Raw genomic sequence first — 24,795 nt, 5'->3', positions numbered from 1 at the left:
CCCCCCCCCCCCCCCCTTTCTTCACCCGGCCTCCCGGCCCTTCCGGGCGTAGAGGCCGGTGGTCTTCCAGCGGCGGTGCGGCCACCAGTACAGGTCGGGGCGGCGCCTCACCATGTCCTCGAGGCGTCTGGTGTAGAGCTGGGTGAGTTCGATCTCGGCCTGGTCAGCCGGGATGTCCTTCCGCGGCAGGATGGGCTCGGTGTAGACCGCAGTGTGGTACGGGCCGTGCTCGCGCACCATGAAGGTCGGGTAGATCGGGCAGCCCAGCTTCACGGCGAACGCCGCCGCCCCGCGCGGGGTGGACGCCGGCATGCCGAAGAAATCGACGACGATCCCGCCGCGGCCGGCATCCTGATCCGACAGCCATGCCACGACACCCTTCTCCCGGATCGTCCTGAAGATCTCCCGCATGGCCCCGTCCCGGCTGATCAGGCCGATGCCGTGGACAGACCTGAGCCTGTTGACGAAGCCGTCGACGAGCGCGTTGTGCTGCCTGCCAACGAGGAAGCGCGTGCTGACGCCTCCATAGCTCTGGAGGACGCCCTGCAGCTCCCAGTTCCCGAAGTGGAAGGCGAGGCCGATCCCGCCCTCCTCGCCGAGCCGCTTCATGATACCGGGGTTCTCGATCCTGACGTACTTCTCGATGTGCCGGCGCCCGAGCCTCCGCTGCCTGGCGAACTCCACGGTGAACCTGCCGAAATTGGCGTAGGAGCGAGCGCCTATCTCCGCTCTCGCTCGCACGGGAAGATCGGGGAAGGCCTGCCCGAGATTGATCAGGGAGACCTTCCGCCTGATCCCGAGGATCCATGCGGCCCGGCCGATCGCCGCCCCGAAGCACAGCGCCATGCGCAGCGGCATCAGGTCCAGGGCCAGGACCACCGCCCTGAGGGCCGCATATTCGAGCAGATGCCTGAAGGTCGGGCGCAGAAGCCGCTTCTCCTTCGTGCCGGCCGGTCCGTCGCTCATCTCAGGATTGCCACCCTGACGGAAGTGGTGGAACCGCATGCCTCGAGCACGGCGGTGTAGATCCCGGGCGGCAGGCTGCCGGGAACCCCGGAAACCGTCGTCTCACCGGCCTGGAGGCTCGTACCGCCCCATTCCCAGACGAGCCTGCCGTCGGACGAGTAGAGACCGAGCGCTGCCGGGCCCGCACCGGGCACGTCGAGAACGAACGCCGGATCGGCGGACGGGCAGGCCCGGAGAGTCATCGAAGGCCCTGCGGATCCGTCGTCCCCTGCGATCCCCGTCGGCGGCGTGAAGTAGATCCTGAGCGAGTTCATGAAGCTCAGGAGCTCGCCGGTCGACGAAGTGGGAAGCCCCGCGTCCAGAGTCCTGTTCGGGGTCGGGGGATAGAAGGCCTTGGCGTTTATGGTCCTGCCGTCCTCGCCGAGATACCTGAACTCGATGATCAGGTTGTGCTCCCCGTCGTATTCGAAGGGCTGCTGGAGCTCGAATCCGTTCCACCCGGGCGCTGTCCAGTCGATCGCGAGAGTGTCCAGCCAGTGGGCCCTGGCCGGTTCGAACCCGGCGTAGTTGTCCGAGAAGGATGTCGTCAGCTCATCCATGGTGGTGTGGCAGAACAGGATCTCCGCCTTGTAGAACACGGCCTCGCTGAAGGCGTCATGGGTCGCGAAGAGCTGGACCTCCGAGATGGTGCCCGGCCCGTTCATCTCTTCTCCGAGTACCAGAACCTGGTACCTGCGTCCGTAATCCGCTCAAGAACCGCAGTAGGGCCGGTTCGTTGTGAGGGTACCGGATGCGCCGAGCTCCACCAGCTCGAGCGAAGCGCACAGGATCGCCACCATGGCCGAAGCGTGCATCACGCCACCTCCTCTCTCCCGGGTCGCTCAGTCGACCCCCGGGCCGCTTTCCACGAAGGCCCTCACAAGGTCGCGGGCCGCCTCGATCCCCTTCGCATGAGTCCTCTCCATGCCGTGCGAGGCCGAGACCCCGGGGCCGACGAGCGCCGTCCTGATGTCGTATCCCGCCGACTGGGCAGAAGCTCCGTCCGAGCCGTAGAACGGGAACACGTCGAGCCTGTGCGGTATCCCCCCCTCCCGGGCCAGGCCCGCGAGCCTGCGGCGGAGGGCCAGGTCATACGGACCCCTGGAGTCCTTGACGCAGATAGAGACCGCCGTCTCGACCCCCTCGACCTTCTCCCCGACGACGCCCATGTCCACCACGAGCATGCGCCGGGCGGAGCCGGGGATGCCCGCGGAGGCCCCGTGCCCGACCTCCTCGAAGTTCGTGAAGAAGAAGCAGGTCCGGGCCTTGTCCATCCCGTCCGCCCCGAGCGCCAGCATGGCACCCGCCATGGCCGCACAGCCCGCCTTGTCGTCGAGGAACCTCGACTTCACGAACCCGGTCGATGTGCGCTCGAACCTGGGATCGAACGAGATGAAGTCGCCGACTCCGACACCGAGACCTTCGAGGTCCTTCTTCGATGACGCCTCGACATCCAGCCTGACGTGCATGTTGGTCTGGCTGCGCTCCGTCTTCCCCGCATCCCGGTTGACATGGACCGCTGGGTTGTCGAGGAGGAGAGTTCCTCTGAAGGTCTTCCCCCCTTCGGAATGCACCGTCACGTACTCCGCCTCGAACGAGGGGAGGACGAGACCGCCGATCTGCGAGAACGAGAGGGTGCCGTCGCTCCTGAGGCCGCTCACTATCGCCCCGAGGGTGTCGACATGCCCCGACACCACGAGCTCGGGTTCGCCGAGGCACCCGGCCAGCAGGCCGCCCTTGTTGGTCAGTGCCGTCGGGATGCCTGCGCCCCGTGCGGACTCCTCGAGGAATGCCACGGCCCCGTCCGTCATGCCCGACGGGGACGGGATCGAGACGAGCTTCTCCAGTATCTCAAGGGTTCTCTGCATGTCAGCCTCCACAGTCACCGATAGAAGTCCCTGCAGGCGTTCTTCAGCATTCGAAATGGTCGTAGCCGGTTCTGCCCGGAAGCCCGGCGGGCCGGCCGCCCAGGCTGATCCGCACCCCGGGTTCCTCGGAGGCGCAGCCGATCCTTGCGAAACCGCAGTCCGCGAAGTCGAGCGAAGGCGGGGCGCTGAACAGGAGGACGAAATCCTCGCCGGCCGCACAGGCCTCCGCGGGCCTGTCGCGGACTGCCTCGAAGAGCGGCACCGGGTCGAGGTCGATCTCGCATCCGGCCCCGCTCTCGGAGCACAGGTGCATCGCTTCCGAGAAGAGCCCGTCCGATACGTCGATCGCGCAGCGGACGCCCCTCTTCCTGATGATGCCGGCCTCGTCGAAGGCCGCCAGGGGTCGGAGGAAGGCCCTGATCCGCTCGATTTCGCTCTCCGGCAGGGGCTTCACCGGGCGGAGCGAGGCGCCTTCGAGGCCTCCGCAAGCCTCCATCGCGGCCTCTATGTCTAGCGATCTGCCCAGGGGTCCCGTGAGCCACAGCGAATCCCCCGGCTCCATGGAGCTGCGCCTGAGGAGCGTGGAGGGATCGCCGCCCTCTCCGGTGGCGGAGATCGTTATCAGGAGCCTGTCCGAAGCCACCGTCTCGCCTCCGGCCACGATGCAGTCATCCCTGGAGAGGAGGCCCGCGTAGAATCCCGAGAGCCAGTCCCAGCCGAGATCCCCGGGGGCGGCCAGGGAGACGAGCACGCTCGACGGCCCGGCGCCCATCGATGCCAGGTCGCTCAGGGTCGCCTCGAGCAGCCTCCTGCCCAGGACTGCCGGGTCGCACCACCAGCGGTGGAAATGCCTGCCCTCCACGAAGGAGTCGATCGTGGCGACGGGACAGGACAGAGCGGGAAGCACGGCGGCATCGTCCCCGGCTTCGCGGAGCCCGGGGAACTCCCTCCTGAGGCGGGCTATGAACCCCCTCTCGCCCATGCCGGACAGCGTCGGACCGGATGCGCCCCCGTCATTCACGAGAGCACTACCTTCAATTCCTCCATGCGCTCGGGATCGCGCCTGTCGGGGGCCGTCATCACCGCGTTCGTCGAGGCGGCCCTGCAGCCGCAGGTGAATTTTCGCGAGGCCGCGGCCCTTGCGGCGATGGCCACCACCCTGCCCGCCAGGGCCGTGTTCGCGTTCATGTTGGCCACGACCATCTCGACCGTGACCTCCTCCTCGCTCTCGTGCCAGGCGTCGTAGTCGGTGACCAGGGCCAGGGTCGAGTAGCACATGTTGGCCTCGCGTGCGAGCTTGGCCTCGGGAATGGCGGTCATGCCGATGATGTCGCAGCCCATCGCCCTGTAGATCCTGCTCTCGGCCCTGGTGGAGAAGGCGGGGCCCTCGATGCAGACGTAGTCGCCCTTCGGATGCACATTGGCTCCGGCCTCGACGGCGCTCGCGGCCAGTATCTCCCTCATGCAGGGGCAGTACGGCTCGCCGAAGGACACGTGGGCCACGATGCCGCCGCCGAAGAACGTGGACCTCCTGATTCCCTTCGTCCTGTCCCAGAGCTGGTCGGGGACGACCATGTCGCGGGGGGCGATCTTGCTCTTCAGGCTCCCCACGGCCGAGACGGATATGATCCTGCGCACGCCGAGCGCCTTGAGCGCGTAAATGTTGGCGGCATAGGGGACCTCGGACGGGGAGTGGACGTGCCCTGTCCCGTGTCTGGCCAGGAATGCGAGCTTCACTCCGTCCAGCGACGCGAGCACGATCGGGGAGGACACGGAGCCGCAGGGGGTCACGGGCTCTACGGTACCCTCCGTTACGATGCCATCGAGCGCGTAGAGCCCGGTGCCGCCTATTATCCCGATCCTCTCACCGTTTTCCATTATCTTCCTCCGGTTGGGATGTGCTGGACGACGAATATATCTAGCAGGGAGAGAGGTGGCGCCATCGAGGCAGACAGCGGCAGGGACGGCATTCCGACAGTCGATGCGGGCGGCATGACCTTTGCCGGGCTCGGCGAGTGGCTGGGAGACCTGGGGCTCCCTCCATGGAGGACCGGACAGATCTTCGGCTGGGTGCACAGGAGGCTCTCGGGCAGCTTCCAGGACATGTCCGATCTGCCTTCGACCCTGAGGTCGTCGCTGTCGGACGCCGCCTACATCTGGAGCCCGGAGCCCGCCCTGAGGGCCGACTCGCCCGACGGGGCCTCGAAGTTCGTCTTCCCGCTGCGCGACGGTCTCTCCATCGAGAGCGTGCTGCTGCCCGTCCCCGGCAGGATCACCGCATGCCTCTCGTCGCAGGTGGGCTGCCCGGTGGGCTGCGCCTTCTGCATGACGGGCAGGACCGGCTTCAGGAGGAACCTCTCGGCGGGCGAGATAGCGGGGCAGTTCAATGCCCTGAGAAGATTCTCCGAGGGCCGGGTGACGAACGTGGTGTACATGGGCATGGGCGAGCCGCTGCTCAACGTGAAGGCGGTGCTCGATTCCCTCACGATCATCACGGACCCTCGCGGAGCCGGGATCGGAACGAGGCACGTAACGGTCTCGACCGTGGGGGTGCCGGAGGGGATGGCGAAGCTCGCAGCTCATCCCGGGCAGGCGGGGCTGGCGATATCGCTGCACAGCGCGATGCAGGCGACGAGGGACAGGCTCATCCCCGCTGCCAGGCGGTGGGGCCTGCGTGAGGTGAGGAAGGCCGCGATAGGCTACTCGTCCGCGAAGAACCGCCCCGTGACCTTCGAGTTCTGCCTCCTGGACGGGATCAACGACTCGCCTGACGAGGCCAGGGCCCTCGGTGACTTCACGAGGGGGGTATGGTGCAAGATCAACCTCATACCCTGCAACGATGTCGATGGCACCGGCTTCTCGAGGCCTCCGGAGAGGCGCATGAAGGCGTTTCTCGACATCCTGACGGAGATGGGCCGGGAGGCCACGGTCAGGAAATCGCTCGGTTCATCCGCCGGAGGGGCCTGCGGGCAGCTCGGGGCCTCTCTCGGAAGCGAGGCTCCTAGGGAGTGAAGTGGAGCACGGCCACGGCCGAGAGGCCTGACAGGTCGTCCTCCCCCGCCAGCTCCTTGCCGCAGGGCATCCACTCGGGGCGCAGCACGACGTCCATGAACGTCGCCTCGCCGAGCCTGATCCTGGTTCCGAGCTCGATGCTGACGATCCCGCCGCCGGAGGACACCCCGTCCTCATCGCCGTCGGCCGGCTCGTCCCAGGCCACGAAACCCCCGGCGCCTATGCCCACGAAGGGTTCCAGGCCCCTCTGCCCGGCGTAGCGATGGTAGAAGGGGTACGACCTGTAGCCGATCTGGAGAGGGATGCAGGCGACGCCGTCCCACGCCGGGGAGTCGGTGGAGGCGGACCTGTAGCCGGTGCGGAGCCAGATGCAGGAGCTGAGCTCCATGGGGATCTGCAGCGCCGCCTCGAACATCGGGCCCGCCGAGAGAGCGGTTTCGAAGTCGGAACCGGTCGGGATCCAGGCTCCTCCGCCGAAGCCCAGTTCCAGGTCGCCCCGCCCGGGATCGGCGAGGGAGAGTGCGGCCAGGATCAGCAGCCCTGTCATCGGATTCCTCCAGTCAGAACTCGATGCCCTTGCGGGCCTCGACTCCGTTGCGCCAGTAGTGTTTGACTTCGCACATCTCGGTGACCAGGTCGGCCAGGCCCGTGAGCCGGCCGTCGCGGGGATACCTGCCCGTCATGACGAGCTCCGTCCCCTCGGGGCGCATCTCAAGAAGCCCCTCGACCTCGGTATCCGTCAGCAGGCCGAGCGTCACCGCGGTCAGTATCTCGTCGGCTATCACGATGTCGAAATCCCACGAGGTCTCGCCCGCGAGTATCGCCAGGCCCTCCCTGGCCAGGGCGATGTCCTCGGGGTCGGGCTTCCCCGGGTCGAGGAAGCCGGGGCGCCCGAGCTGCCGGATCTCGATCAGCCCCGGAAAGCGCCAGGGGAGGGCCAGCTCGGACGTCTGTTCGCCCTTCATGAACTGGTAGATGCCGACGCGGAGGAACGCGCATGCCGCTCTTACTGCGAGCCCGAGGGCGGCCGTGGTCTTGCCCTTGCCGTCGCCTATGTACATCTGGACGAAGCCCTGCTTCAACCGCTCCGCCTCCCCCCGGCCGGGACTCCGGCCACTGCGGATATGGTACGGCACGGGGGCACCGGCGTCAAATCCCCGGAGGCGTCAGCCGTTGCGGCATGGGAATGGAGGGCGGTCTGCGGAGGATTACCTTCGGCCGGGGATGGTGCGCTGCAGAGCGGAGAGGGTCTCAGCCGTTGCGGTACTGGAGCAGGTACAGGTTGTAGTAGATGCCCCTGCGGGCGAGGAGCTCCTGATGGCTGCCGCGCTCGACGATCCTGCCGGCGTCGATGACCAGGATCTCGTCGGCCTTCTGTATGGTGCTCAGCCTGTGCGCCACGATGATGCTCGTCCTGCCCCTCATCAGGGTCTCTATAGCCTTCTGGATGAGCTGCTCGGTGGCCGGATCGACGCTGCTGGTGGCCTCGTCGAGGATCAGGATCTTCGGATCGTGGGCAAGGGCCCTGGCAAAGCACAGCAGCTGCTTCTGGCCGGTCGAGAGGGTGGCGCCCCTCTCGGCCATGACCTCCGAGTAGCCTCCGGGCAGGTTCCCGATGAAGCCGTCGGCCTGGACCATCTCGGCGGCGCGCTCGACAGAGCTCCTGTCTATGGGCGAACCCAGCCTGATGTTGTCCTCGACCGTCCTGCTGAAGATGAACGCATCCTGGAGTACGATGGCCATGTTGCGGCGGAGCGAGGCCACGGGCATCCGCCTTATGTCAGTGCCATCCACCTTCACCGAACCCGATGCCGGATCGTAGAACCTGCAGAGCAGGCTGATGATCGATGTTTTGCCAGCCCCCGTGGGTCCCACTATGGCCACGCTCCTGCCGGGCTCGACCCTGAAGGAGACGTCCCTGAGCACCTCCTTGCCCTCGACATAGGAGAACGAGACGGAGTCGAACTCCACTCTCCCGGTGATGCCGGCGGGGGCGGTGGCTTCGGGAGAGTCGGTGACGTCGGGCTCCGTGTCCATGACGCCGAACACCCTCTCCGCCGAGGCCATCGCGCTCTGCATGATGTTGAACTTCTCGCTCATGTCCGCTATGGGCTGGAACATCTGCCTGACGTAGCTGACGAACGCCACGAGCGCGCCGATGGTCAGCGCCCCGCCCAGGACGCTCACCCCGCCCGTGACCAGCACGAGCGCGACGCCTGTCGAAGCCAGGATCTCGATGGCCGGCCTGAAGATGCCGAAGATCACGAGCTGCCGCATGTTCGCGGCGAAGTAGTCCTCGTTGGTCCTGCTGTACCTCTCCCTGCGGGCCGGCTCCCTCCTGAAGATCTGCACGACCTTGATGCCCGAGAGGTCCTCGGCAAGCCTCGAGTTGAGGGAGGACAGCAGGCGCCTGGCGTCCCTGAAGGCCCCCCTGACCTTCCGCCGGAACACCATGGACACGAAGGCGAAGAAGGGGGCGACCGCCAGCGCCACCAGGGCCAGGCGGGGGTTCATGAAGAAGAGTATGGCCACGGTGCCGGTGAGCAGGAGGATGTCCTTGAACATGTTCACGAGCACGGCGGCGAACATCTCGTTCAGGGCCTCGATGTCGTTCGTCACCCTCGTGACCAGCCTCCCGACGGCATTCCTGTCGAAGAACGAGAGGGAGAGCTTCTGTATGTGCGAGAAGAGCGCCGAGCGGAGGTCGTACATCGACCGCTGGCCGGCAACGGCGAGGGTGACGGCGTGGCCGTACCCTATCGCGAGGCCCAGGAGCACTATCACCGCCGCTGTCAGGGCGAGCCGCCTGATGCCGTCGCGGTCGGCCCCCCTCATGCGCAGCAGGATGTCCGGGGGCACCGAGGACATGCCCGCCTCGGGGACCAGCCACTCCCCTCCGGCCACCACCGCGTCCTCCACCCTGTCGGCCACGTCGGCGGGCACCTCGTCTGCCGGGAACCTGTAGTAGGTCTGCGTCCCCAGACCGACGCCCCCGACGAGGGCCTCCCTGTCGGCAGAGTCGAGGGATTCGAGGGAGGCCTTGCGCACCAGGACGGTGTTCCCGTCGAGTCTGACGAAGTCGCCCTCGGAGGGGGACAGCGCCATGAGCGAGTCGCATGCGCCGGGGGTCCCCTCGTAGATCTGGTAGAGGCGCGCGAGATACCTGTCGATGCCGATCTTCGTGATGTAGGGGATGATCAGGTCGACCCCGGTGGAGACCACCATGAAGAGAAAGGCGAGCACGACCAGCCAGCGGTGGGGCTTAACGAAGGCCAGAAGCCTCTTCACGAGCCTGCCGTCGTAGGCCTTGCCTTCGATCAGATCTGCATCCCAGTCGGAATGGCCGTTCACGTCGATCGCCCCCTCCCGGAGGGCAGGAAGCGCCTGGTCTCCTCCACATCCGTATCGGCATCCCAGTCGGAATGGCCGTTCACGTCAATCGCCCCCAACCGCGGTGGGCGTGCGCCTGGCTTCCTCCTCGAGCTGCTGCATCCTGTGGAGGTCAGCGTAGATGCCGCCAAGGGCGAGCAGCTCGTCGTGAGTCCCGGACTCGACGAGCCTGCCTCCGTCCAGGACGATGATCAGATCGGCCCTCTTCACGGTGCTTATCCTGTGGGCTATCACGACGCCGGTCCTCTGGCCGAGGCTCTCGGACAGGGTCGAGAGGATCGCGGCCTCGGTCTCGGTGTCCACGCTGGAGAGGGCGTCGTCGAGCACGAGGATGGAGGGATCGGTGGCCAGGGCCCTCGCGATCGCCACTCTCTGCTTCTGTCCCCCGGAGAGGGTCACGCCCCTCTCGCCCACGAGGGTGTCATAGCCTTCGGGGAAGGACTCTATCTCGGATTGGATCTGGACCTTCCGGGCCAGGTCCTCGACCTGCCCGCGGGAGAGCCCGCCGGTCCCGAACGCGATGTTGTCGGCCACGTTCATGGCGAAGAGGAAGGTCTCCTGGGGCACGTACCCGAAGAAGCCCCGGAGCGCCTCGAGCGACATGTCGCGGATGTCCGTCCCGCCTATCAGGATCGTGCCCGCCGGCGGGTCGTACAGGCGCATCATCAGCTCGACGAGGGTGGTCTTGCCCGATCCCGTCCTGCCCACTATCCCGAGCGTCGAACCGCCGGGAAGGCTGAAGGAGACATCGTCGAGAACCTGCGTTTCGGTGCCCGGGTACGCGAAGCTCAGGCCCCTGACCTCGATGGATGTGTCCGCGGGAGCCTCGCGGTGGCCTCCGACGATGTCCGGAGGTGTGGTGAAGATCCTCTCGAGCCTGTCCATGCTGGCGGTGCCCCGCTGGAGGAGGTTGACCACCCAGCCCACGGCCATCATCGGCCATATCAGGGTGTGGAGGTAGCTCGAGAAGGCCACGAACTCACCGAGCGAGACCTCGCCCGAGATGACCATCGAGCCGCCCTCGCTCAGGAGTATCACCATGCTCGCCATGGCGAGGGCGCCTATCATCGGGTCGAACACGCCGCCGATCATTCCCAGCCTGATGTTCTGGTCCGCGCAGTCCTTCGCCCTGGTGTCGAAGAACCTCTGCTCCGACTCCTCGTCGCCGTAGGCCTTCACCACCCTGATCCCGGAAAGGCTCTCCTGGACGCGCTCGGTGAGTGCGGAGAAGGATTCCTGCACGGACATGAAGCGCCTGTGCACCAGCGAGCCGAACCGGAACATCACGAGCGCGAGGATGGGCAGGGGCAGGAGGGTGAGGAGCGTCAGCCTGACGTTCATAACCATCATCACCGAGAGGCTCGCGATGGCGAGTATCAGCGAGTCGAACGACGCCAGGGTAGCCATGCCGCAGGCCATCCGCACCGCCTGGAGGTCGTTCGTGGCATGGGCCATCAGGTCGCCGACCTTGGTCCTGTCGTAGAACTGGGGGGACAGCTTCTGGAGGTGGTCGTAGAGGTCCTGCCGGAGGTCCCGTTCGATCTTCTGGCTCGATCCGATTATGAAGTAGCGCCAGATGAACCTGCACCCGCCCATGAGGATGGAGACCACCACGATGGCGATCCCGGCCAGGATCAGCCGCTCCTGCGTGGCTGAGCCCTGCGCCAGGTCGTCGACGACGTGCTGGGTGATCTTGGGGATGACGAGCTGGAGGCCGTCGACGAAGACGAGCGCGACAAGGCCGAGGGCTATGGATCTCCTGTGGGACCACAGCAGGCGGATTATCGCCTTGAGGCTCGATCGGTCGATGCGGGGGCGCTTCTCTTCGTGGTCTTCCATCTATGCCGTTCCATGCCGTTCCGGGAGGCCGCTTTCGCAGCTCGTGCCGATGCCAGTCAGTCCTCGTACCTGTCGGAGGATTCGGGGCCTTCGCCGGCGGTCACGTCCGTGACCTCCAGCTTCCTGATGCCGGGGTCGACCGACCATCCCGCCTCGGTGAAGAACCCGGTCACGGTTATCGTCGAGCCGGGCATCCCGCGCAGGCCGGAAGCCTCCTCGCCCACCAGGGCCACCACCTCGCCGGTGGTATCGACCTGGAGGATGATCGTCTCGGACCTGGTTCCAGGGGCGAGGACCTCGACGGTGCCGGAGAGGGTCACTGCCCCGTCACCGGTCGTCACCGGATCCGGGGGCGCGGACGAGGTCGAGCACGATGCCGTGATCAGCAGGGCGGCCGCTGCAAGAAGGGTCCTCATCTTCCCTCCGTAATCGTCGGCGGGGAGGACGTCACCGGGGCGCAGATCCCCGGATCGCCCACCAGGCCCCAGGAGATCGGGCCCAGCCATCTCGTGAGGACCTCTCCGAGCATCGCGGGGTCCATGTCGCGGGCAATATCGCTGTACAGCCAGAGGTTGCGCCAGTCGCCCGTCTCTATCCGGTACATCCCGAGCATGTAGGCCTGGTTGTACGGAGACGACAGGGACATCATCCTGCCCGTCCTCGCCACCTCCAGGCTGCCCTGGAGGTTCTCGTCCGAGAAGCCCCCCGACGCGCCGTCGAGAACTATCGCCGCCATGAGCGAGCAGGCTTCCGCGGCTTCGGGGGTGCTCGCATAGAGATAGGCCCAGTTGCGCATCGACGATGCCGCGCCGGCGAAGGGTGCGTAGGTCAGGCCGCGCTCGGTGCGCAGCACCTGCCAGAACCGGTCGCTTACGGCGTCCATCGCAGCCGTGAACAGCGGAAAGTCGGGATCGGAGGGGGCCGGCGCGGGGAACTTGCCGACGATGTAGGCCGTCAGGGTCGACTCGGGCTGGAAGACCACCGTGTCGCGCGAGAACGCGAACGGCGGGGGCGGCGTCAGATCGCCGCCTCCCGGCGCTATCCGCCCGAAGGTGCCCTCGAGCATCCCCCTCAGATCCTCGGTCCCCGTCGGCCCGACGTGCGCGATCAGGATGTTCCCGGCGAGGATCCTCGATTCGAGGCGGGCCTCCACGTCGGCGGCCGTGAAGACCGACATGGTCTCCACGGTCCCCGAGGGGTCGAACCTGTAGGGATGGCCCTCGAAGAGGCCCTCGTTGGCCACCCGCCAGACCCTCTCGTCGGGATCGCTCTCCTCGACGAGCAGCGCCTGCAGGAGGCCGTCCCTGGTGCGCTCGAACGCCCCGGGCTCGAGCTCGGGGTCGATGAGGCAGTCGGACATGGCGTCGAGCAGGGCCGGCAGGTCCTCCTCCAGGCACATCAGGCGGAGGGCGCTGAAGTCGTACCCGTAGACGCCCTCGATCCTGGCCTGGGTGACGTCCATCAGCGAGCGCCAGGCCTCGCCGGGATAGCGCGAGGAACCCATCAGGCAGGCTTCGAACGCGAGGTTCTCGATCCCGGCGGTGCCCTCGTCGAGCGTCCTCGAACCGCCCTCGAGGAAGACGGCGAGTCCCTCGTTCGTGGACGGCATCTGCCTCGAGATGACCCGGATGCCGTTCCCGAGCTCGAATTCCACGACGTCGGAGGGCACCGAGGCGAAGGCCGCCGAAGCGGCGAGCAGGATGGCAAGTATCGTCCTCACTCGGCACCACCCCCCTCGGCGGGAGACATGACGAAGGTCACGGAAGGCCTGCCCGCCACGTATTCATCGAGGAACGCGGCCACGTCGTCGACCGTGACGAGGGCCAGGCTGTCGGGATAGGTGTCGTAGTATCCGAGCCCTCCGCCGACCACCCACCAGAAAGCCAGGGACTCGACGGCCACGTCATAGGATGTCTCCTCCGCGAGCAGCCTGTGCCTCCGGAGGCTCTCGGTGGCGGCGTGGAGATCGTATCCATCGTAGTAGGACGGGGAGAGGAGCTGGTCGATCTCCTGCTCGAGAGCCTGCACGGCCTCGGCCGACCTGCCGGGCCTCGGCGTGCCCGAGAAGGAGATGACGGGGGCGTACCTCTGCGTGTAGAAGCCGGCCGATACGTCCATGAAGGGCCCGTTCGTCACCAGGTCGCGGTAGAACTCGCCGTTCATCATCTCGAGGCAGGTCCCCCACACGTCGGCCGCGTAGGTGGCCGAGGGATCGGTGACGAGCGACGGGCCGGCGTAGTCGATGGACACGAGTTCGACGCCGGGGATGGAGGGGATGGCCACGGTGGTGTCACGTGCTATCTCGACCAGCATCGGGAGCTCGTCGTAGTCGCTCCTCCCGCCGTACTCCCAGGCGGACATCCAGCGCTCCGCCAGGGCGAAGGCGCTGTCCTCGTCGACGCTGCCCGCGATGATGAGAACGCAGTTGTCGGGCGTGTAGTAGGTCGCCCGGAAGGCATCCATCACGCTGCGGTCGGCGCTCGTGATCACCTCGGGCAGCCCTATGCTGTTGGCCCTCCAGGGCGCCGAGGGGTGCAGCACGGCCTCCCTGGCCTTCCAGTAGTCCCAGTACGGGTGCGTCGTGTCGCGCTGGTACTCGTTGAGGATGACGCTTCGCTCGACAGCCATCTCGTCCTCGTCGAAGAGGGGTGTCGCGATGGCGTAGTACATGAACTCGAGCCCCTCGGAAAGGCGCTCGGACGGGAGCGTGACGTGGTACCTGACGATCTCGTCGGATGTGGACCCGTTCTGGACGATCCCCAGTTCGCCCATGCGGGCGTTGTACGCTGTCTGGTCGGGTATCAGGGCGTTGCCCTTGAAGAACATGTGCTCGTAGAAGTGGGCCAGGCCGCAGTCCGCCTCGGTCTGGCAGGTGGAGCCGGTCTTCACCGCGATGCAGATCGTCACCACCGGCGCAGAGTCGTCGCGCGAGACGATCACCGTCAGGCCGTTGTCGAGGGTCCTGAGGGAGTATGCCGCGGACGACGCAATCGACGCGACCGCGAGGCAGAGCACCGGTGCGATTTTCATGGGGTCCCCGTCCGGATCGAAGATGCGTTCCGCCCGATGCGGGACGTCCCGCGATTATCGCCTTTCCTGCCTCCTCCGGTCAATTTCCCGCTCCCCGGCGGCCGCTTATGTTCAAAGAGGACCTGCCGACCGGGAGGCGACATGGAACTCGGGCCGGGATACGTCATGGACTGGAGCTCCGGGCTCGTTTCCGGAGGTTTCTCGATAGTGGTGGAGAACGGGGCGATAGCCTCGGTCCGCAGGGCGGCGCCCGTGGGCGCACACGCACGCTGCATAGCCATCCCCGGGCTCGTCCAGCCTCACGTCCACCTCTGCCAGACCCTGTTCCGCGGAACGGCCGAGGGCAGGACGCTGCTGGAATGGCTCGGGGAGAGGATCTGGCCCCTCGAGGCCGCGCACACTCCCGACACCCTCGCCACCTCGGTGATCCTCTCGCTCAGGGAACTGCTTTCTTCCGGCTGCACGTGCCTTCTCGACATGGGCAGCGTCGAGCATTCCTCCGTCACGGTGGACATCCTGAGGCGCTCGGGCATCAGGGCCCATGCGGCCAACGCGCTGATGGACAAGGGGCCGGAAGGCCTCGCGAGGGACCTGCCCTGGCTCGTGGAGGAGACCGGGCGGGTTCGAGCCGCGTGCGGCGGGCTCGTGCGGCACGCCCTCGCGCCCAGGTTCGCGCTGTCCTGCTCCGACGCGCTCTGGGAGTTCGTGCGGGGGGTGCGTGGTTACTTCGTGAGGACGACGCACTGCGCCGAGAGCCCGGCCGAGGTCGCCGACCCCGGGATCGCAGGGGCGGGCGGGAACGTCAGATATCTGGCTGCAAGGGGCTTCCCGGGCGCACGCACCCTCCTGGCCCACTGCGTACATCTCGCTCCGGGGGAGGCTGATCTGCTGGCTTCGTCTGGCACGTCGGTCGTCCACTGCCCGTGGACCAACCTGAGGCTGGGCAGCGGCATCGCCGACGTGCCGGCTCTGCTCGCAGCAGGCGTCGGGGTCTTCCCCGCCAGCGACGGGGCGGCGTGCAACAACCGCCTGGACCTTTCCTCCGACCTCAGGCTCGCCATGTCCCTTGCCTCTTTCACGCGCTCTCCGGCCTCCGTCGCGGGCAGGCTCTGGCTGAAGGCCGCCACGGAGGGCGCCGGGCGCATCCTCGACACCGGCCACGGAAGGATCGACGCGGGGATGCAGGCCGACATCGTCCTCCTCGAACCTTCCGAGGAGGAGTCGGAGGAACTGGAGGCGGCCGAGGACCCGGTCAGATACGTCCTCGAGCTCGACTGGCCCTCGCGGGTGCGCCTCGTGATGGTGCACGGCAGGGTCCTCTACGAGGACGGGGCCTTCCCGACCCTTCCCCCGCTCCCGATGGACATCGCGGCCGCGAGGCGGGAGACGCTCGAAAGGGCCGGCGCGGATGCCTGATGCGACAGCCGTCGAGGTCGCCGTCCCGAGGCCGGTCTGGAGGACGTTCACATACCTGCTGCCTTCGGGGATGGCCGGGGGCGTTCTCGAGGGATGCCGCGTGGAGGTGCCCTTCGGCCGCGAGAAGCTGACGGGCTGGATCTGGGGGCGTTCCACATCCCTTCCCGCGGACGGCGTGAAGACGGTGGAATCCCGCCTCGACTGCGTTTCCGCGCTACCACGCCCCGTTCTCGAACTGGCGAGATGGGCGGCGGACTACTATTCGGCGCCGCCGGGGATGATGATGGCTTCGGCTTCGCCTCCCGGAGCCGGGGCGGGGCTCCGGCGGGAGGTCCGCCGCACGGCGGGGCGGGCGGCGGCTGGTGATCCTGTTCTGGAAGGGCTGGACGGTTCGGCGTTCGTCCCGGTGGACGGCCTCGCCCATGGCTTCTCCTCCCGGTCGGTCCTGATGTCGCACCTGTCTTCCCTGGCCTCGTCGGGCGCGGTCGAGTGCCGGCTATCCCCCGCGCCGGCCCGCAGGACATCCGCGGGGATGGCGGTCGCTCCATGCCTGCCGCCGGCCGAGCTGGCGGGCATGGCAGAAAGATTGCGCAGGAAAGCACCGGCGCAGGCTTCGATCCTCGAGATCCTCTCCCGGAGCGACGAGAGGATCACTGTTTCTTCCCTCCTCAGGGAGGCCGGCGCCTCGCGGGCTTCCCTCGACGCCGTGGTGAAGGCGGGGGCCGCTGCGGTCTCTCCTGCGGAGGCTGCGGGTACCGGTGTCTCGCTCGCCGGCGCGGAGGTCGCGGAACTCGAACCCGGTCAGTTGGAGGCCGTCTCGCGCATCTCGGGCGCAAAGGGAGGCGTCTTCCTGCTGCACGGCGTCACCGGGAGCGGCAAGACCGAGGTCTATCTGAGGGCCATCGCCGGGGTCGTCGCCCGCGGGCTCCAGGCCGTCGTCCTCGTGCCGGAGATATCCCTCACGCCCCAGCTCACGGCGCGGTTCGAGCGACGATTCCCCGGCATGGTCGCCGTGATGCACAGCGCGCTCTCCACTGGCGAGAGGCTCCGGGCCTGGAGTGCCCTTGCAGCGGGTGAGAAGTGCATCGCGATAGGGCCCAGGAGCGCCGTCTTCGCCCCGCTCGCACGCACCGGGATCATCATCGTGGACGAGGAGCACGATTCGAGCTACAAGCAGCAGGAGCAGCCCCGGTACAACGCGCGGGACCTGGCCGTGGTGCGCGGCTTCCTGGAGGGAGTGCCCGTGGTGCTGGGCTCGGCCACGCCGTCCCTCGAGAGCAGGGGCAACGCGGACTCCGGCAAGTACGAGATCCTGACCCTCCCAGGGAGGGCTGGGGGCAGGCCGATGCCCTCGGTGAAGCCCGTCAGGCCCGGGGATTACGGAAGCGTCGTGCCCCCGGAGATGCTGACGGCTGTCTCCGACGCCTGGCATCGGGGCGAGCAGTCGATACTGCTGCTCAACCGGAGGGGCTTCGCGCCCACCCGGATCTGCGCGGGGTGCGGCCGCCGGGAGGACTGCCCGGAGTGCGCCGTCGCCCCTACATACCACGCGCGGGGCGGGATACTGAGGTGCCACCACTGCGGCTGGTGGACGATGGCGCCGCGGGACTGCCCGTCCTGCGGCTGCACGCGGTTCGTCACAGAGGGCCCGGGGGTCCAGAGGGTCGAGGCGTTCCTCGCGGGCGCCCTTCCGGGGATCCGCATCCTCAGGCTCGACAGGGACACGTCCTCTTCGGCCGGCGCCACATGGGAGATCCTGGGGCGGTTCGCCGAAGGCGGAGCCGACGTCCTCCTCGGCACGCAGATGGTCGCCAAGGGGCACGACTTCCCGGGCGTCACGCTCGTAGGGATCCTCTCGGCCGACATGGCCCTTGCGATCCCGGACTTCCGCGCTTCGGAGAGGGCCTTCCAGCTCGTGATGCAGGCCGCTGGCCGCGCCGGGAGGGGTTCCATCCCGGGCATCGTGCTGGTGGAGACTCTCAGGCCCGAAACCCTCGCCGCGGCGATTGCGCAGGACTACGGGGCCTTCCTCGAATCGGAGCTCCCCGCCAGGAAACTCCTCGGGTACCCGCCCTACGGCCGGATCGTCAGGTTCGTCTGGTCGGGCCCCGTCGAGGCGAGGGTCGCGGCTGCGGCGAAGTCCTGCATGGACGCGCTGGAGCCCCCGCCCGGCGCGAGGGTCTTCCCGCCGGCCCCGGCCATCCTCCCCAGGCTTCGCGGGAAATGGCGCTACAGCGCCCTGGCGCGCTCGGACAGCCGCGCCGCTCTGCGCAGGCTCGTGCAGGATGCCCTGGCGTCCTTCGAAGCCGCCGGCTCGAAGGGCGTCATGTTCGACGTCGACGTCGACCCCACCGACCTGCTGTAACCGGGGTCAGACTACTCCCAAAACCGCCCTCGCAAGGCCATGCTGCCCTGCCTGTTACAGCCATAGTCATTTTACAGGTTATCCTGTGAAGAAAAGTGTCTTTCGCAGGCACTGTCCAGACGTGCATCTTCGTCGGGCCGAATTAATGGAAATGAGGGCAGATCGTGCGGAAACACTCATGAATGCGGCGTTTCGAGAGTAGCCAGACCCCGGCTGCCGGGTTATTCCGGGAAGGCGTCCCGCAGATACCGCGAAGCCCATATCCTCCCCGCGAGATCCGTGACGTGGTAGACGAAGTCGCACCCGGGGTCTCCATAACGCCCGGCCAGCTCTCCCCAGGTCACCCCGGACAGTGCCCTGACGGGAGCGGGCGGATTCTCGAGATACCGTCGATAGCATTCCAGGATGCTGTCGCTCTCGAGGTTTCCGAGTTTCACGAGGGACTTCAACCCTTCGTACGGATCCCCGTCGCAGCCGCCTCCGAAGGAGACCGTCAGATCGTGGCCGATATCCAGCGCAGTCATACCGCAGTCCGGGTCGAATGCCTTCCTCCCGCCGAGGGTTTCGTCGGAGAGGATGGCCCGTATGTGATCCGACTCGGTCCTGAATCCGCTGTTCGCACGAAGGAGATGTTCGATGTGCTCCAGTTTCACCCTGTTCCCTTTTCCAGCCGCCCTGCCCTGCGACTGCGGCAGCATCCAACCGAACTTCACACTGGGCGATCCCAGCCTTTCGACCTCCGCCTTCGTCTCCTCGTACTCTGCGGCATTATCCGAGCCGAGGACCATGCACGCGAACCACTCCACCCCGAAGCGCTCGGCACGCCGGACGGTTTCCACGAGGTCACCGTAGGCGCCCCTTCTTCCCACGCGCCGGTCGTGCCGTTCCCCCAGACCGTGGAAGGTGAGCCGTATGCCCTCGAAACCCTTCTCCGCAAGCTCCCTCCAGCCCTCGTCCTGGAGCCTGGCGAGGCCGTATCCGTTGGTCGGGAACCACCCTTCATCCTGGATCAGGCCGAGGTCGAGCTGGCGGCCCATGATCCGGACGAATTCCGGGTGGATCGTGGGTTCATCGTAGAACATGGGGAGGACCACCTCTCCGCTCTCCCGCTTCAAGGCGGCGAGGTCGTCGAGTATGCGGAGTACGGTCGAGCCCTCCATGGACGGACCATCCGGGCTTCCGCAGCAGAAGCAGTGCCAGCATCGATTGACGCAGGGCATGGCATGGATGCGGACGAATATCATACATAGCCTTCTTCTGTTTTCGGGCGCTTCAGCACGGGATCGTTCGTGCGGAGAGCCATTCATCGCTTGAGTTCGCATGTATTCAATGAGAATGTCTTGAGTATGTGGATTCATGGTCTTGTCGTCCAGGCAGAGTGCTGCCCGTTATAAACACCCAGCCTGGAGATCCGGAACAGGGATTTCACAGTATCATTGCGTTCGTGGATAATTGTGTGCAGCAATCATTCATCGCCGAAATACAATCAGCAGCTTTATGATTGCAGCGTAATGAGATACCATCGCATATGAAGGATATGAAACCAGGAACCGGCCGGAGGCCGGCTAGTTCTGAGCGAAGAGGTCGGCGCCCTCGAACGAGGAGCCGATGCGGCCGATGAGTTCGATGAGGAGGTCGGCGCGGGAGTCGCCGGCCAGCGAGTCCGCAAGGGCCGAGAGCGCTGCGCGGGCGTCGGCTACCCTCTCTGCGACAGGCGAGCCATGGCGCGAGGGGCATCCCGGCATCCTGGCGAGATCGACCGCGCGGCCCAGTTCAAGCCCGACGCGGGCCGCACTGTCCGCGGTCCGCGCGTCGGCGCCCGCGAGAACCGCACCCGCCTCGGCCGCGAACCTCGCAAGCCCTCCCGAGTGCCTGCGCCAGGCGTTCTCGCGCTCCTGCAGGTCGGTCTTCTGCCTGTCGCGCAGGGAGAGCTCCGAGGAGAAGCCCGGCAGGATGCTCCCGCACAGCAGCGACGCCGCGGCCCCTACGAGCCTGCTGGCGTTCAGACCGCCCTTCGAGGAGAGGTAGCCCATCGCGGCCGGGACGAGCGCGTCCCCGGCCAGGATCGCCGAGGCCTCGCCGCATTCGGACCACACGGACTCCACGGGCAGGTCGAGCATGAATCCCGGCAGTGTCAGGTGGCTGGCAACCGCGGCGTCGAGGATGTGGGCTGACGCTGCTCCGGGGATGCCCTCCTCCTGTTCTCCCCCGGCCCATCTTGCCGACGCGCAGGAGACTAGGCACAGGTCGAGGCCGACGGAGGCGGCATCGAGCGACCTCGCCAGGATGGCGGAGAACGCCGGCTCTGCGAGGGCTGCGGCTTCGGCGACGGCCGCGCGGGCCTCGGCGGACACGGCCGCGGTCAGAGCGTCGATGCGGTCCGGGGGGGTCATGCGTTTCCGGTCAGCGAGAGGAGTTCCTCGCGAAGTACCTCTTCGCTGTGGGGCCCGTCGAGGAGCCCGTCGTGGGCGATCCTGAAGTCGCCCGACTCCTCGCTGACGATCACTACAACGGCATCCGAGCGCTCGGCCAGCCCGAGGGCGGCCCTGTGCCGCGCGCCGAGCTTGAGCTTGAAGCGCGTGTACTCGGCCAGCGGGAGGAACGTGGACGCCCTCACCAGCCTGTCGTTCCTGATCACGAGCGCGCCGTCGTGCAGTGGACCGGGCGGCTGGAGCATCGAGGCCACCACCTCGGGGACGACCCGCAGGTTGTCCAGCTCGAGGCCCTCGCGGTAGTAGTTGTCGAGCAGGTCGTTCCTCTCGATGACGATGATGGCGCCGAGCTTCCTGCGCCGGAGGACGACGCACGAGCTGACGATGGCCTCAACGGTTTCGCGCCCGGTCAGGGCCGGGCGGCTGCGCAGCCTGGCGGACAGCTTCCGCCCCTGTTCGAGAAGGATGTTCCTGATGTCCTCGTGGAAGATCACTACCGAGGTGATGAAGAGAACTCCGCTCAGGCTCTCGAGGAGGTAGCCCACGGTGAAGAACTGGAGATCCCTCAGGACGATGCCGCTCACCAGGACCCCGAGGAATACGAGCACGATGGACATGGCGGGCGTTCGCCAGATCGACCTGATGACCGCCCTGGCGACGATGGCGACTATCGTGATGTCGGCGAGCTGGGCGAGCCAGAATCCGCTCAGGATCGGGTGGCCCAGGGGCTCGATGATCACTCCGTCGGACCTCCGTGGACTGCCATGGCCACTTTCACGGCCTGGACCGTGGCGGCGACATCATGCACCCTGAGCATGTCGGCGTCACGGGCGGCGAGGGCGGAGAGCGCGGCGGTCGCCGGATCCCTGTCCGAGGCCCCGCCCTCTCCTGTGACGGTTCCGAGGAAGCTCTTGCGCGAGTGCCCGAGCACCACGGGGACGCCGAGGCATCTGAACTCCCCGAGCCTCCTCACGATCGCGAGGTTGTCCGAGAGCCTCTTGCCGAACCCGATGCCCGGATCGACGAGGATCAGCGAGCGCGGGACCCCGGCGGCGCAGGCGGAGGCGATCCGCTCCTCGAGGAAGGAGACTATCTCGCCGATCACGTCGTCGTAGGACGGGGAGGCCTGCATGTCGCGCGGGCGGCCCTTCATGTGCATAAGGATCACGGGGGTTCCGGTCGAGGCGGCGAGTTCGGCCATGCCCGGCTCGGAGAGTGCGGTGACGTCGTTTATCATGTCCACGCCCTCGCCGATCGCGGCCCTGGCGGTGTCCGGGTCGGAGGTGTCCACAGAGAGCGGCAGGCCGGGATCGCGCCGCCTTATCTCCCTGACGACGGGGACGATCCTCTCCCTCTGGATGGCCGAAGGGACCCGCAGGGAGCCGGGGCGCGTGGATTCGGCCCCGACGTCGACGATCGAGGCGCCCTGCGCATGCATCTCGACCGCCCTGTCCGCGGCCGCCTGCGGGGCGAGGTAGAGCCCGCCGTCCGAGAAGGAGTCGGGGGTGATGTTGAGGATGCCCATGACGGCAGGGCCGTTCGTGAACGTGAGTGTTCCCGAGCGGAGAGCCAGACAGGCCCGGCGGCGATCCGGCCCGAGGAGTACCAGGATTGAGCGTCCGAGTTCCGGAAGGCCGAAGGGCTGGCCCTCCAGCGAGGAAGCGGCCTGCCTGAGCTGCCTGGGCGTGCCCAGCACCAGGGCCAGGCTGCTGTCGACGGAGGCGTCGATGCAGCCGCGGGCTACGATGGCGTCAGCCCCGGCGGCGAGCATGCACTGCTTGAGGATGTTTGCGGCGGGAGTCCGGAGCGGGCCCGTCTTGAAGACCTCGACGCCGGCCCGGGCATCGACCCTGTCCCAGCAGCCGGGGTCCGCCTCTACCTGCTCCAGCTCGAACCTCCAGTCCGAGGGGGAGGCGAGGCGGAGGCGCCTGATCATCTCACGCTCGTCGATCGGCCGATCAGCGCCAGGGCTTCGCTGCGGGTGGTCAGCCTGCGGAGGTAGCCCCTCATGGCGGACGTGACGATCCGCGAGTCGCGCTTGCGCACGCCCCTGATCGCGAGGCACATGTGCTCGGCCTCCATCACGACCATCACGCCCCTGGCCTGGATCTCCTGCATCAGCCTGTCGGCGATCTCGGTGGTGAGCCTCTCCTGGGTGGTGAGCCTGGCGGCCATCGTCTCGACGGTCTCCACGATCGCGCTCAGGCCCGCGATCCTGTCGTCGGCTGGCAGGTAGATCACGTCGCATCTGCCCACGTAGGGCAGCAGGTGGTGCTCGCACATCGACGAGAAGCTGATGTCCTTCACGATGACGAGCTCGTTATGGCCCTCGGCGTGGAAGGTCCTGATCGACCTGGCGCTGGCGGGATCCATGCCCCTGCAGAGCTCGGCGAACGATTTCGCGGTCCTGCAGGGGGTGTCCACAAGGCCCTCGCGCTGGAGGTCCTCGCCTATCCCCTCGAGGATGAGCCTAACTCCCTGCTCGATCTTCTCCAGATCCATCCGGATCGTCCTCCCGCGAAGGAGCCTGCGGTTCCACTCCCTGTTCCGGCTGCGGTTCCGGCTGACCGGCTGCGCCCGGCTCCCCGCCGTCGACGAGAGCGTCGATCTCCTCGCTGGTCATGGTCTCCTGCTCGAGGAGCACGTCGGTCATCTTCAGCGCGAGCTCCCTGTGCGCGCTCAGGATGCGTTCCGCGGCGACATAGGCCTCGTCCACCAGGTGCTTGATCTCCTCGTCTATCACCTGGGCTGTGTGCTCGCTGTAGTTGCGCATCCTGCCCATGTCCCTGCCGAGGAAGATCGGCTCGCCCGTCTCGCCGAGCGTCACCGGGCCGAGCACCTCGCTCATGCCCCACTCGCAGATCATGCGCCTGGCGAGGGCGGTGGCCTTCTCGAGATCGTTCCCGGCCCCGGTACTCAGGGTGTCGAGGAAGATCGTCTCCGCGGCCCGGCCTCCCAGGAGCCTCGCCAGGACGCCCCTGCAGTATTCGAGCGAATAGTTGTGCCTGTCGTCGAGAGGCAGGAAGCTCGTCACGCCCAGGGCGCGTCCGCGGGGCACGATCGTAACCTTGTGCACGGGGTCCATGTTGGGAGTGAACCGGCTGACCAGCGCATGGCCGGTCTCGTGGATGGCCGTCAGCTTCTTCTCCTCGGGGCTTATCACCATGCTGCGGCGCTCTATGCCCATCACGATCCTGTCGATCGCGTACTCGAAGTCCTCCTGCTCGATCTTCTTCGCGTTCCTGCGAGCCGCCCTGAGCGCGGCCTCGTTCGCCAGGCTCTCGAGGTCGGCGCCGCTGAAACCGGGTGTGGCCCTTGCGATCTTCTCCAGGGTGACGCCCTGTTCGAGGGGCATCTTGCGGGTGTGCACCTTTAGGATTGCCTCCCGCCCCTTCACGTCGGGCATCGAGACCATCACGTTCCTGTCGAACCTGCCGGGCCGGAGCAGGGCCGGATCGAGCACGTCCGGCCTGTTGGTCGCGGCCATGACTATGACGCCCTCGTTGGATTCGAATCCGTCCATCTCCACGAGGAGGGCATTCAGGGTCTGCTCGCGCTCGTCGTGCCCCCCGCCGAGCCCCGCGCCCCTGTGCCTGCCCACCGCGTCGATCTCGTCGATGAAGATGATGCACGGGGCCTTGGCCTTGCCCTGCGCGAACAGGTCCCTCACGCGGCTGGCGCCCACTCCCACGAACATCTCGACGAAGTCGGAACCGCTCATGGAGAAGAACGGGACGTCGGCCTCGCCGGCCACGGCCTTGGCAAGCAGCGTCTTGCCGGTGCCCGGAGGGCCCACGAGCAGAACGCCCCTGGGCACCTTGCCGCCCAGGCGCTGGAACTTCTTGGGGGACTTGAGGAACTCTATGACTTCCTTCAGCTCCTCCTTGGCCTCGTCCACCCCGGCGACGTCGGTGAAGGTGGTCTTGGGCCTGTCGGCGCTGAAGAGGCGGGCCCGGCTGCGGCCGAAGGAGAAGGCCTTACCGCCGCCTCCCGCGTTGCGCATGAAGTACACCCAGAACCCGATGAGGAGCAGGATGGGGGCGATGCTGAGCATTATCTGGAGGAAGTCCATGCTCGGAGGCCTTGCCTCGATGCGGACTCCGTGCGCCTGCAGCGAGTCTATCACCGCGCGGTCCTCGAGCGGGACGAAGCTCGTGAATCGCTCGTACTCCACGCCCTCGACCGTGACGGGCTCGTAGAAGTCGCCCGACAGGGATCCCCCGGTCTCGATGACCACCTTCTCGACGTGCCCGGTGGATACGAGGTCGAGGAAGCTCGTGTAGGGCAGATCTATGGCGCCGGAGGCGCCCGAGAAGATCGAGAACACCGTGTAGACCAGGAGGACTATCAGGATCCACAGGGTCAGGGTGCGGAAGGAACAGCCGAACTGGACCGGCGGAAGGCCTGGCTTCTCGGGCTGCTTGTTGTCGGTCATCTA

Annotated in this window: 21 protein-coding genes; 3 read left to right on the top strand and 18 right to left on the bottom strand. The window is 67.1% G+C overall.

The features are described from left to right. Positions 1-21 precede the first annotated feature (21 nt). From QUS11_00455 to mtnP, 5 genes are all read right to left on the bottom strand, one after another. The gene (locus QUS11_00455) at positions 22-966 is read right to left on the bottom strand and encodes a lysophospholipid acyltransferase family protein (protein MDM7991764.1); all 945 of its coding nucleotides are present in this window, start codon (positions 964-966) and stop codon (positions 22-24) included. Continuing rightward, complete coding sequence (locus tag QUS11_00450; protein ID MDM7991763.1) at positions 963-1,670, bottom strand: hypothetical protein; 708 nt, start codon at positions 1,668-1,670, stop codon at positions 963-965. Before QUS11_00450 ends, QUS11_00455 begins: the two co-directional genes overlap by 4 nt. Before the next feature lie 177 nt (positions 1,671-1,847). Further along, a complete protein-coding gene (locus tag QUS11_00445) occupies positions 1,848-2,873 on the bottom strand; it encodes a M42 family metallopeptidase (protein MDM7991762.1) in 1,026 nt (341 codons plus the stop codon). Positions 2,874-2,916: 43 nt separating this feature from the next. After that, complete coding sequence (locus QUS11_00440) at positions 2,917-3,894, bottom strand: thiamine-phosphate kinase (GenBank protein MDM7991761.1); 978 nt, start codon at positions 3,892-3,894, stop codon at positions 2,917-2,919. Next, positions 3,891-4,751, bottom strand: coding sequence for an S-methyl-5'-thioadenosine phosphorylase (mtnP, locus tag QUS11_00435; protein MDM7991760.1), 861 nt, complete (start codon positions 4,749-4,751; stop codon positions 3,891-3,893). The genes QUS11_00440 and mtnP overlap by 4 nt, the downstream gene beginning before the upstream one ends. A 114-nt stretch (positions 4,752-4,865) precedes the next feature. Here mtnP and rlmN point away from each other — a divergent pair, with 114 nt between their 5' ends. After that, complete coding sequence (rlmN, locus tag QUS11_00430) at positions 4,866-5,885, top strand: 23S rRNA (adenine(2503)-C(2))-methyltransferase RlmN (GenBank protein MDM7991759.1); 1,020 nt, start codon at positions 4,866-4,868, stop codon at positions 5,883-5,885. On the opposite strand, the gene QUS11_00425 is transcribed toward rlmN, so the two are convergent. The 7 genes from QUS11_00425 to QUS11_00395 all read right to left on the bottom strand — a co-directional run bounded on the left by QUS11_00425 (position 5,875) and on the right by QUS11_00395 (position 14,144). Further along, positions 5,875-6,432: a hypothetical protein gene (locus tag QUS11_00425; protein ID MDM7991758.1), complete on the bottom strand. Its 558-nt coding sequence runs from the start codon at positions 6,430-6,432 to the stop codon at positions 5,875-5,877. The two genes, rlmN and QUS11_00425, sit on opposite strands and share 11 nt — an antisense overlap. 13 nt (positions 6,433-6,445) lie before the next feature. Then, a complete protein-coding gene (locus QUS11_00420; protein MDM7991757.1) occupies positions 6,446-6,967 on the bottom strand; it encodes a cob(I)yrinic acid a,c-diamide adenosyltransferase in 522 nt (173 codons plus the stop codon). A 169-nt stretch (positions 6,968-7,136) separates the two neighbouring features. Then, positions 7,137-9,236: an ABC transporter ATP-binding protein gene (locus QUS11_00415; protein ID MDM7991756.1), complete on the bottom strand. Its 2,100-nt coding sequence runs from the start codon at positions 9,234-9,236 to the stop codon at positions 7,137-7,139. 84 nt (positions 9,237-9,320) lie between these two features. Then, positions 9,321-11,114: an ABC transporter ATP-binding protein gene (locus tag QUS11_00410; protein MDM7991755.1), complete on the bottom strand. Its 1,794-nt coding sequence runs from the start codon at positions 11,112-11,114 to the stop codon at positions 9,321-9,323. A gap of 56 nt (positions 11,115-11,170) precedes the next feature. Then, positions 11,171-11,530, bottom strand: a complete 360-nt coding sequence (locus QUS11_00405; protein ID MDM7991754.1) for a hypothetical protein — start codon at positions 11,528-11,530, stop codon at positions 11,171-11,173. After that, the gene (locus QUS11_00400; protein MDM7991753.1) at positions 11,527-12,834 is read right to left on the bottom strand and encodes an insulinase family protein; all 1,308 of its coding nucleotides are present in this window, start codon (positions 12,832-12,834) and stop codon (positions 11,527-11,529) included. Before QUS11_00400 ends, QUS11_00405 begins: the two co-directional genes overlap by 4 nt. After that, entirely contained in the window at positions 12,831-14,144 is a 1,314-nt protein-coding gene (locus QUS11_00395; GenBank protein ID MDM7991752.1) for a pitrilysin family protein, read from the bottom strand. Before QUS11_00395 ends, QUS11_00400 begins: the two co-directional genes overlap by 4 nt. A 141-nt stretch (positions 14,145-14,285) precedes the next feature. Here QUS11_00395 and QUS11_00390 point away from each other — a divergent pair, with 141 nt between their 5' ends. Further along, the gene (locus tag QUS11_00390; protein ID MDM7991751.1) at positions 14,286-15,560 is read left to right on the top strand and encodes an amidohydrolase family protein; all 1,275 of its coding nucleotides are present in this window, start codon (positions 14,286-14,288) and stop codon (positions 15,558-15,560) included. Next, positions 15,553-17,925, top strand: coding sequence for a primosomal protein N' (gene priA / locus QUS11_00385; protein MDM7991750.1), 2,373 nt, complete (start codon positions 15,553-15,555; stop codon positions 17,923-17,925). The genes QUS11_00390 and priA overlap by 8 nt, the downstream gene beginning before the upstream one ends. Positions 17,926-18,146: 221 nt before the next feature. Here priA and QUS11_00380 read toward each other — a convergent pair whose 3' ends face one another. The 6 genes from QUS11_00380 to ftsH form a co-directional block, all read right to left on the bottom strand. Further along, entirely contained in the window at positions 18,147-19,145 is a 999-nt protein-coding gene (locus tag QUS11_00380) for a radical SAM protein (protein ID MDM7991749.1), read from the bottom strand. A 345-nt stretch (positions 19,146-19,490) separates the two neighbouring features. Beyond that, a complete protein-coding gene (locus QUS11_00375) occupies positions 19,491-20,318 on the bottom strand; it encodes a hypothetical protein (GenBank protein ID MDM7991748.1) in 828 nt (275 codons plus the stop codon). Then, positions 20,315-21,097 (bottom strand): diadenylate cyclase, encoded by a 783-nt coding sequence (locus QUS11_00370; GenBank protein ID MDM7991747.1) that lies wholly within the window; start codon positions 21,095-21,097, stop codon positions 20,315-20,317. Before QUS11_00370 ends, QUS11_00375 begins: the two co-directional genes overlap by 4 nt. Next, a complete protein-coding gene (folP, locus tag QUS11_00365) occupies positions 21,094-22,293 on the bottom strand; it encodes a dihydropteroate synthase (GenBank protein MDM7991746.1) in 1,200 nt (399 codons plus the stop codon). Before folP ends, QUS11_00370 begins: the two co-directional genes overlap by 4 nt. After that, the gene (gene folE / locus QUS11_00360; GenBank protein MDM7991745.1) at positions 22,290-22,859 is read right to left on the bottom strand and encodes a GTP cyclohydrolase I FolE; all 570 of its coding nucleotides are present in this window, start codon (positions 22,857-22,859) and stop codon (positions 22,290-22,292) included. The genes folP and folE overlap by 4 nt, the downstream gene beginning before the upstream one ends. Continuing rightward, the gene (ftsH, locus tag QUS11_00355; protein ID MDM7991744.1) at positions 22,828-24,792 is read right to left on the bottom strand and encodes an ATP-dependent zinc metalloprotease FtsH; all 1,965 of its coding nucleotides are present in this window, start codon (positions 24,790-24,792) and stop codon (positions 22,828-22,830) included. The genes folE and ftsH overlap by 32 nt, the downstream gene beginning before the upstream one ends. Positions 24,793-24,795: the final 3 nt, after the last annotated feature.

Source organism: Candidatus Fermentibacter sp., assembly GCA_030373045.1.
Taxonomy (GTDB): Bacteria; Fermentibacterota; Fermentibacteria; order Fermentibacterales; family Fermentibacteraceae; genus Fermentibacter.
This window is presented reverse-complemented; position numbering and strand designations above follow the sequence as displayed.